Source organism: Dietzia sp. SLG310A2-38A2 (genome assembly GCF_014145095.1).
Taxonomy (GTDB): Bacteria; Actinomycetota; Actinomycetes; order Mycobacteriales; family Mycobacteriaceae; genus Dietzia.
The window spans coordinates 5,537-13,943 of the sequence record NZ_JAALDX010000261.1 but is presented as its reverse complement, the minus strand read 5'-3'; the positions used below and the strand labels follow the sequence as shown (position 1 = coordinate 13,943).

8 protein-coding genes are annotated in these 8,407 nt (G+C 70.5%); 2 read left to right on the top strand and 6 right to left on the bottom strand.

Annotated elements, in window-relative coordinates:
• Nucleotides 1-149: 149 nt before the first annotated feature.
• From G6027_RS09640 to G6027_RS09630, 3 genes are read right to left on the bottom strand one after another with little or no spacing between them, the layout of a single operon-like run.
• Nucleotides 150-1,076, bottom strand: a complete 927-nt coding sequence (locus G6027_RS09640) for an NAD(P)H-hydrate dehydratase (protein WP_346995676.1) — start codon at nt 1,074-1,076, stop codon at nt 150-152.
• Nucleotides 1,073-1,810 carry a histidine phosphatase family protein gene (locus G6027_RS09635; protein ID WP_182636982.1) on the bottom strand — a complete coding sequence of 246 codons (738 nt, stop codon included), beginning with the start codon at nt 1,808-1,810 and terminating at the stop codon, nt 1,073-1,075. The genes G6027_RS09640 and G6027_RS09635 overlap by 4 nt, the downstream gene beginning before the upstream one ends.
• A 40-nt stretch (nt 1,811-1,850) precedes the next feature.
• Nucleotides 1,851-3,032: a zinc-dependent alcohol dehydrogenase gene (locus G6027_RS09630; RefSeq protein WP_182636981.1), complete on the bottom strand. Its 1,182-nt coding sequence runs from the start codon at nt 3,030-3,032 to the stop codon at nt 1,851-1,853.
• Nucleotides 3,033-3,194: 162 nt separating this feature from the next.
• On the opposite strand from G6027_RS09630, the gene G6027_RS09625 reads away from it, so the two are divergent.
• Complete coding sequence (locus G6027_RS09625) at nt 3,195-4,667, top strand: NAD(P)-binding domain-containing protein (RefSeq protein ID WP_182636980.1); 1,473 nt, start codon at nt 3,195-3,197, stop codon at nt 4,665-4,667.
• A gap of 20 nt (nt 4,668-4,687) precedes the next feature.
• Here G6027_RS09625 and G6027_RS09620 read toward each other — a convergent pair whose 3' ends face one another.
• The gene (locus G6027_RS09620) at nt 4,688-5,833 is read right to left on the bottom strand and encodes a nucleotide pyrophosphatase/phosphodiesterase family protein (RefSeq protein WP_182636979.1); all 1,146 of its coding nucleotides are present in this window, start codon (nt 5,831-5,833) and stop codon (nt 4,688-4,690) included.
• Between the two features lie 199 nt (nt 5,834-6,032).
• Between G6027_RS09620 and G6027_RS09615 the strand changes: the two genes are divergently transcribed.
• Nucleotides 6,033-6,605, top strand: a complete 573-nt coding sequence (locus G6027_RS09615; RefSeq protein WP_182636978.1) for a hypothetical protein — start codon at nt 6,033-6,035, stop codon at nt 6,603-6,605.
• A 6-nt stretch (nt 6,606-6,611) separates the two neighbouring features.
• On the opposite strand, the gene G6027_RS09610 is transcribed toward G6027_RS09615, so the two are convergent.
• Nucleotides 6,612-6,998: an MmcQ/YjbR family DNA-binding protein gene (locus tag G6027_RS09610; RefSeq protein WP_182636977.1), complete on the bottom strand. Its 387-nt coding sequence runs from the start codon at nt 6,996-6,998 to the stop codon at nt 6,612-6,614.
• 10 nt (nt 6,999-7,008) lie between these two features.
• The coding region (locus G6027_RS18800) for an IucA/IucC family protein (protein ID WP_241727002.1) at nt 7,009-8,407 on the bottom strand (1,399 nt) is incomplete at its 5' end.

Below are 8,407 nucleotides of genomic sequence, written 5' to 3'. Positions count from 1 at the left end.
TGGGCCCGGGTCGGTCGCGGCGTCGATGGCGGAACGGATCTTCTCGGCACGGATCTTGTCAGTCGAACTCATGACCCGAGCCTGCCAGTGTCGGCGCCGAGACGCAGCCGGTCGCGCGGGCGCGCCCGGTCAACTGCGGTGAACGGCCCCTAGGACGAGAGCTCAGCCATGACCCGGGGGACCTCCGACAGCAGCTCCCGGGCGAGGAAACCGGTGGGCCCGACCCGCACGGCGAGTCGTTCACCGGCCCGACCGTGGGCGAAGGTGGCCCAGGCGGCGGCCTGTGCGGGCTCCGCGCCCCGGGCGAGCAACCCGGCGATGACCCCGGCCTTGACGTCTCCCGACCCGGACACCCCGAGACCCTGGGTGCCCGATTCGTCCCGCCACAGACGGCCGTCGGGCGACGCGATCCACGACGTGGCCGCCCCGGACACCACCACGGCCCGGGTGCGCCGGGCGAGGTCGGTGACCCGGCGTGGGGTGTCGGCCTCGACCTCGGACTCGGGGACGTCGAGGGTCCTCGCGAGTTCTCGCGTGTTCGGGGTGAGGACACACCGCCCGTCGAGGTGGGCGACCCCGTCCGGACTCGAGGTCAGGTACGCAAGGCCGAGCGCGTCCAGCACCAGCGTGGAGTCGAGATCGGGGACGACGCGACGGAGCAACTCCTCGGCGACCCCTGCGCGGCCGAGACCGGGTCCGATGACGACGGCGGCACACCCTTCCGCCAGCTCGCAGATGGTCTCGGCACCGGCGGGGCTCAGCTCGCCCTCGTCGTCCTCGGGTAGCCCGACCGTCATCGACTCGGGGATCCTCAGGGCCAGGCCCGGCGCGACGGAGCACGCGGTGGCGATCTGGAGCTTTCCGGCCCCGGCGCGCAGCGCTGCCTCGGCGGCGAGGAGCACCCCTCCCGGTGTCGTACGACCGCCACCCACCACGAGCACCCGCCCCCGGCTCTCCTTGCCGCCGCCGGGTGCGGGAAGGGACCACCCGCGGAGGCGGTGGGAGGTCAGTACGACCTCCTCATTCTCCGACGGCGTGTCGTCGCCCGGCTCTGAGTCCACCGGACGGGCGTTCACCGGGCGTCCTCGTCCGCCGCTGATCCCTCGCGGGTCCTCGGCGCCCGGGCCCGCTCTACGGCCGTGGTGTCGGCGTACCGCTCGAGTTCCAGTGCCGCGCCGCCGTGCCGGTACGTGGTGACCGAGCAGTTGGGCAGGGGGTCCTCACGGTCCACGTGGAGGATGTCCTGCTCGGCCATCTGCTCCAACGCCACCCGGAACCCCATGATCACCGCCTGGTGGCTGAAGACGCACAACCGCTCCCCGGCGTAGTGCTGACGGAGATCGGTGAGCAGGTAGCGCACGCGCAGGACCACGTCCGTCCAGCTCTCCCCGCCCGGGGGCCGGTAGTAGAACTTCCCGATCCGGTCGCGCCGCTCCGCCTCCTCCGGGAAGCGGTCACGGATCCCGTGTCCGGTGAATCCGTCGAGGATCCCCAGATCCCGCTCGCGCAGCCGCTCGTCGGTGACGAGGGAGGCGTCGACCCGGGCTGCCTCGAGCGCGGCGGCGGCGGTGTCCGCCGCGCGCCGGTACGGGGAGGTCAGCCACACCGTGGGTCGGTGCTCGTCCGGCAGCGCACCGAGCCACGTGCCGACAGCCGACGCCTGCGTGAACCCGGTGTCAGACAGTGGGGTGTCGGCGTCCCGGTAGTCCAGGTCGAGGCGGTGGGCTCCGGCGGCACGGGCCGCGTCGTCGGCGATGTTCCCCACGCTCTGTCCGTGGCGGACGAGCAGGAGTCGGGAGAGTTCGGTCATGCCCGGAACCTACCCATCAGCATCCCGCCCGTCCGCGGACTCACGGCGTGAGGACGATCTTCACGGCCCCGTCCTGCTTCTTCTGGAAGATCTCGTAGGCGTGGGGGGCGTCCGCGAGCGGGAGCCGGTGCGTGGCGAAGTCGTCCACGCCCAGCGGGTCGGCATCGGTGAGCAGCGGCATGATGTCCGGCACCCAGCGCTTGACGTTGGCCTGCCCCATCTTGAGCGTGAGCTGCTTGTCGAACATCGTCAGCATCGGCAACGGGTCGGCGGTGCCGCCGTACACGCCGGACAGCGAGATGGTCCCGCCGCGGCGCACGATGTCGATGGCGGAGTAGAACGCGGCGAGTCGGTCCACGCCCGAGTGCTCCATCATCTTCTTGCCCAGGAACTTCGGGAGCATCCCCACGGCCGCGTGGGCCGCCGTGGCGACGGGGGACCCGTGCGCCTCCATTCCCACCGCGTCGATCACCGAGTCCGGCCCGCGGCCGTCGGTCATGTCGCGTATGACGTCGCCCAGTTCACCGGGGAGCTCGGAGGGGTCGAGAACCTCGACACCCCGGTGCGCCTGCCGGGCCCGGCGCTCTGCGACCGGGTCCACTCCGATGACGCGGTGCCCGCGGTGGGCGGCGATCCGGGCGGCCATGTCGCCGATCGGTCCCAGCCCCAGGACGACGACAGTCCCGCCGTCGGGGATCTGTGCGTACTCGACCGCCTGCCAGGCCGTCGGCAGCACGTCGGACAGGTACAGGTACCGGTCGTCGGTGTGCTCGTGCGGCACCTGGATGGTGGTGTTCTGGGCCTGCGGCACCCTCAGGTACTCGGCCTGACCGCCGGAGACGCTGCCGTACAGCTCGGAGTAACCGAACAGTGCCGCGCCCATACCCTGGTCACGGACCTGGGTGGTCTCGCACTGGGTGTTGAGGCCCTTGTCGCACATGTAGCAGTGGCCGCACGAGATCTGGAACGGCATCACCACACGGTCGCCGGGTGTGAGGTCGGTGAGACCGGACCCCACCTCCTCGACGATCCCCATCGGCTCGTGGCCGAGGATGTCGCCCTCGTTCATGAAGGGCCCGAGCACCTCGTACAGGTGAAGGTCGGACCCGCAGATATTCGTGCTGGTGATCCTGACGATCGCGTCGGTGGGATCCTCGATCTTGGGATCGGGTACCTCGTCCACGCGGACGTCGCGCTTGCCGTGCCAGGTGACCGCCTTCATGGCAGGCTCCTCTCGCTGATCGTGTCATGCGCGCTCACGCATATCAGCGACGCTACGAGGCTGCGCTGGTCGTCGCATCCGGTCGCGCGGCGGGGTGGAGGGCGCCGCCCGGTGGACCACGTTCGCGGGCGGCGTCGGCCCCGAGGCGGTAGACCTGGAACGGTGACCGACCTCCGCCAGCCCCGCGTAGTGATCATCGGCGCGGGCGTCGCGGGGATCGCCGCCGCCCACACCTTCAAGCAGGCCGGGCTGACCGACGTCACGATCTGCGAGAAGGGCACCGATGTCGGCGGGGTGTGGCACTGGAATCGTTACCCGGGCCTGACGTGCGACGTCCCCTCGCAGCTCTACCAGTTCGGGTTCGCCCCCAAGGCCGACTGGTCACGCGTCTGGGCATCGGGGGAGGAGATCCAGCGCTACCACCGGGACGTGGTCGAGCGCTGCGGGCTGGACGGATGGGTGCGGCTCGGGACCGAGGTGACGGATGCCGTCTACAGCGACGGGTCTGCCTCCTGGACACTGTCGACGGCAGCGGGGGAGACACTCCACGCGGACTTCGTGGTGTGCGCCACCGGGGTGTTGCACCACCCGTATGTGCCCCGCATCGACGGACTCGAGTCGTTCACCGGCCCGGTCGTCCACACCGCCCGCTGGGATCCCGGGCTGGAGACCGGTGGGACGAGGGTCGGGGTGATCGGCTCCGGCTCCACGGGAGTACAGATCGTGTCCGCCCTGCAGCCGCAGGCGTCGCGGCTACTGCACTTCGCCCGATCCCCTCAGTGGATCCTCTGGGCGCCGATGGGTGTCCGGCAGCCCGCACCTCTCACCGCCCTGCTCCGTCGGGCGCCCGGACTGCAGCGGAGGCTGTACGCCACGGCCCTGTGGGCCTCGGGGATCCTGGCGGACGTGGTCCTCAAGCCGACCTGGCGTCGGCGAGCGGTGCAGGCGTACGCGCGGTCGAGTCTCCGCCGGCAGGTCCGCGACCGTCGGCTCCGTGAGGAGTTGACCCCCGACTACGAACCACTGTGCAAGCGGCAGGTCGTCTCGGGCACCTACTACCGCGCCATCACCGCCCCCAACGCCGAGCTGGTCACGGGTCCGATCTCCGAGGTGACACCCACCGGCATCCGTACCGCCGACGGCACCCACCACGAGGTCGACGTGATCGTGCTGGCCACGGGTTTCCGCACCCACGAGTACATGCGCCCCATGCGGATCACCGGGCGCGACGGACTGGGTCTCGAGGAGGCCTGGTCGGCCGGTCCGCGCGCCTACCGGATGACCGCGATCCCGGGATTCGCCAATCTCTTCACCGTTCTCGGCCCCAACTCGCCGACCGGGTCGATCCCACTGCAGTACTCGGCAGAGCTCACCTCGCGATACATCGCGCAGTGGATCGAGCGATGGAGGGTCGGTCAGTTCGACGCGGTCGAGGTGACCGAGCGGGCGACCGCGGAATTCGCCCGCGCGGTGGGCGCGGCGATGGGGCCGACGGTGTGGAACACCGGGTGCACGTCCTGGTACCAGACCGCCGGCGGTGAGATCGATCTGTGGCCCTTCGACCGCAAGCGGATGGAGGAGATGCTCGACCACCCCGACGAGCAGGACTTCACGCAGGTCCTGCTCGGGTCCTGAGATCGGGGCGCACCGGCGGATCACCGCAGGATGAGTGGGATGTGCTGTTCTGCCGCGGTATTGGCCCCGTGGTGGCCGAGGAGGGTCGACTCCATCTTCTCGTGGTGGGTGCGGGCGAGGACGACGCCGCCGGTGGCGACCGCGATGACGTGACCCAGACGGTCCGCATGTTCCCGGCCCGGCCCGAACAACTGCTCGTCCAGTGCCTGTTCCCGGCTCAGCACCCGCGCGTGCCCCGCCAACTCCTCGCGCCAGGCGGCCAACACCGCCGATTCCGACCCGGCCCGCGCGTGTACGTGCCGTACCCGGGCCTCGCCGGCGACCGCCTCGACGTCCGTGAAGAGCGACGGGGTGGCATCGATATCGATCACGGTCTCCGCGGCCACCATGCCGTGGTCGGCGGTGACGAGCATCCCGCAGTCGGGGGGCAGATCTGTCGCCAGGTCGGCGACGAAGGCGTCCACCTCGCGCAACGACTGGACCCATTCCGGGGAGCCCGGACCGTGAATGTGCCCGATGAGGTCGAGGTCGCCGAAATAGGAGTAGACGAACCGTCGGGAGCGCGAGGGAGCGGCGACGACATCGAGTACTGCCTCGCGGATCTCCTGCAGTGAGATCGCCGGGCGGTACTCGCCCTCCGCCCGGAACGCGGCGCGGGTGAGTCCGGATGCCCGGAAGTCCTCGCGCATGACGTAGGTGACGTCGACCCCCTCCTCGGTGAGCAGTTCGAGCAGACTCGGCAGCACCTGCACCTCACGGGGAGGGAACCGGTCCAGCGCGGAGGGTCCCTCCGCGGAACCCGTGGTCCACCGCAGCGAGTTGAAGACGGTGGGGGTGTCTGCGCCTTCGTCCGGCAGGGCGAAGCTGTAGCCGACGATCCCGTGGCGGGAGCACGGCGCTCCCACCGCCAGGCTGGTCAGGCTCGTGGCCGTGGTGGCGGGGAATCCCGCGGAGATCATGCGCGTGGCCATCGCCGAGAGTGTGGGGGCGACCTCGGCGTGCTGCCGGATGAGTTCGGCGCCGAGGCCGTCGACGAGGACGAGCACGGTATCCCGCGTGGGCGGGAGAGCCAGGGGGTTGCGGAGGTCGACGCCCAGGGCGGCGGCGATCGACGGCATGACGTCGGCAAGCGAGTGAGCGGCGGGGGTGGTCGGGATCCCGGTCATGGCTCCACTCTCCCTCATCGCGTCCGCGTACGGTGCGGACCGGCGCCGTGCGGGCGGACGGCATCAGGGCGAGGCGGTCGTGACGTGACGACGTGGTGGTCGTGACGTAACACTGCCCCGCTCATCACGGATATGTGATGGACTCAAGAATCGTAAATCCGCCGAGGGGCTCGCGCCCCCGTCATGCTCGGAGATCACTGTGACCAGATCCATCGCCTGCGCCGGTGCGCTGGCCGCCGCACTTCTCGTCTTCTCGACCGGCGCCGCCGCAGCACAGAGCGCGGACGGCCTGTCGTCGGGCGCCCTCGACTCGTCGTCGCTCACCGGGTCCGCCGGAACGGATACCGATGCGGACACCGGCGGTGGCCTCGGCTCTGCCGGCGACCTGCTTCCGGCCTCCGTCACCGGTTCGCTGCCCGGTTACACCTCCGGTCCGGTCGGTTCCGTCGCCAGCGCCGTCTGTGGCGTCGGCACCGTGGCCGGCGCGGCGGCCAACCTGGCGGGCATCCCGCTGCCGCCCATCGGGGTCGTGTGCATGGTCGTCAAGCCCGTCGCGGAGTCAGTCGACTTCCTGATGCGCGGCGACGTCCCGGGGTCGGTCGACGCCGTCATCGGCGGGGTGCCCGTGGTGGGCGACTCGCTGGCCGGAGCAGTCAACACGGACTCGGCGACCGACGTCGTGGAGGGTTCGCTGGGCGAGGAGCGACTCGGCTCGATCACCGGGTCCTCGGTGTCGCCCGAGGTGTCGCCGGAGATCGTTCCGGAGAACTGAGCCGGATCAGCGCTGACCGCGCCCGAAGGCGTGCGGCTCGACCGGTCGCTGCGCGCTGGGGAGCCCGGCCACCACGAGTCGGTAGGACTCCGTGACCAGCTCCTCGACCATGTCGGGGCTGAGGCTCCCTCCGGGGTGCAGTGAGATCCAGTGCCTCTTGTCCATGTGGTAGCCGGGGGTGATGTCCGCGTGCGCGTCACGTAGGGCGAGGCCGTCGGAGGGTGATGCCTTGATCACCACGAGGGGCTCGTCGTCGACCACGGTGTGGATCATGAACACCTTGCCGCGGACCTTGTAGACGTCGACGTCCGGTCCGAACGGGAACTCCAGGGTCGACGCCGGTAGTTCGCGTGCCCGCATCGCCGCACATTTCTGGAGTTCCCGCCCGTTCATCCCAGTGACGCTACGACACGCTGCGGGCTCCGTCATCGATAAGAGCGTTCCGCACACCTGCTTCTCGGCCGACGTGTTCGGAACGCTCTTCGCGACTCGTGCGCTCTTCGCGACTTGTGCGACTTGCGGGACCCGCGGGGCCGGTCGGGCTCGGTGCGAGGGGATTGACGAGGGTGCCCGCGAACTGCAGCGAGCCTGCCTGATCCGTCAGATCGACCATCTGCCGGGTGTCGCGCAGTTGGAGGCGGTTGAGGCACGAGTGCCGGAACCGCGGCGCGAACAGCGACTCCCATGTCGCCTCGGCGACCGCTCCACGGTCGCCGCCGCCCTCGCCGCCGCTCTCGCCCTCGCTGCCGCCCTCGCCCTCGCCGTCGCCGACTGCCAACGCCAGCAGGCACCGTCGGGTCTCGTCCCAGAACTCCGAGGCCGGCAGGACCCCGGACTCGTCGAGGATCGCGGCCAGGTGACGCAGTACCCCGTCCATCACGTCGGTGTGGATGCTCAACGCTGCCGTCTCGGCGTCCACGACGTGCCGGATCCTCTCGATCCCCTCGGGGAGCGGTCTGTCGGTCACCACCGCCACCTCCTCCCCGATGTCCTTGAACAGCACCCGACGCGGCAGGTGGTCCGGGCCGACCACCACGATCACGTTCTCCCCGTGGGGCATGAACACCAGCCCGTGCGCGAGCAGACAGCGGGCCACCGGGAGAACGTAGGCGTCGAGCAGCGCGCGGAGCCACGTGCGGGCGTCCGATCCTGACCGCTCCAGGTGTTCGACGACGAGGGGGCGCCCGTGCAGGTCGACATGTAAGAGCGACGCCAACGTGAACGCGCGCTCGTCCTCCGCCAGTCGCGGTACGGGGCTCTCCCGCCACAGGGCGGCGATCATCTTGGTGTGCGGTCCCTCGTCGGAGACCCCGGATCGGGCAGCCCGGTGGTAGGCGTCGCCGGTGTAGCCGACGGCCGCGACCTCGCGCAGGATCTCGAAGTCCAGGGCACGGAGTACGGGATCCCCGGCCACCAGCCCGGCCACCCACTCGTTGACCGCGGGGGTGTCGCGCATGTATCTGGGCGACAGGCCTCGGGTGAAGCCCATGTTCTGCACCGCCAGCGCGGTCTTGACGTAGCCGCGCTCGGGGTGGGTCACGTCGAAGAAGGTGCGTACCGATTGCTGCGGGCGGTACTCGTCGTCGGACTCGCCCAGGAACACCAGGTCCCGTCGTGCCAGGTCGGGGCCGAACGCCACGGCGATCTTGTGCTCCCACTGCCACGGATGGACGGGCAGGAGGCGGTACCCACCGGGGTCGAGGCCCAGGTCGCGGAGCCGTTCGGCACATCGATCGAGGGCGGCACGGCCGAACTCGCGCAGGTAGAGGGCTTCCTCGTCGAGACCGGCCACGGTAGCGAGG

Excerpts from the sequence above, each read along its gene's own strand:
- G6027_RS09610 (WP_182636977.1), bottom strand. The coding sequence starts at position 6,998 with ATGAACGGGCGGGAACTCCAGAAATGTGCGGCGATGCGGGCACGCGAA.
- G6027_RS09620 (WP_182636979.1), bottom strand. The coding sequence starts at position 5,833 with ATGACCGGGATCCCGACCACCCCCGCCGCTCACTCGCTTGCCGACGTC.
- G6027_RS09630 (WP_182636981.1), bottom strand. The coding sequence starts at position 3,032 with ATGAAGGCGGTCACCTGGCACGGCAAGCGCGACGTCCGCGTGGACGAG.
- G6027_RS09635 (WP_182636982.1), bottom strand. The coding sequence starts at position 1,810 with ATGACCGAACTCTCCCGACTCCTGCTCGTCCGCCACGGACAGAGCGTG.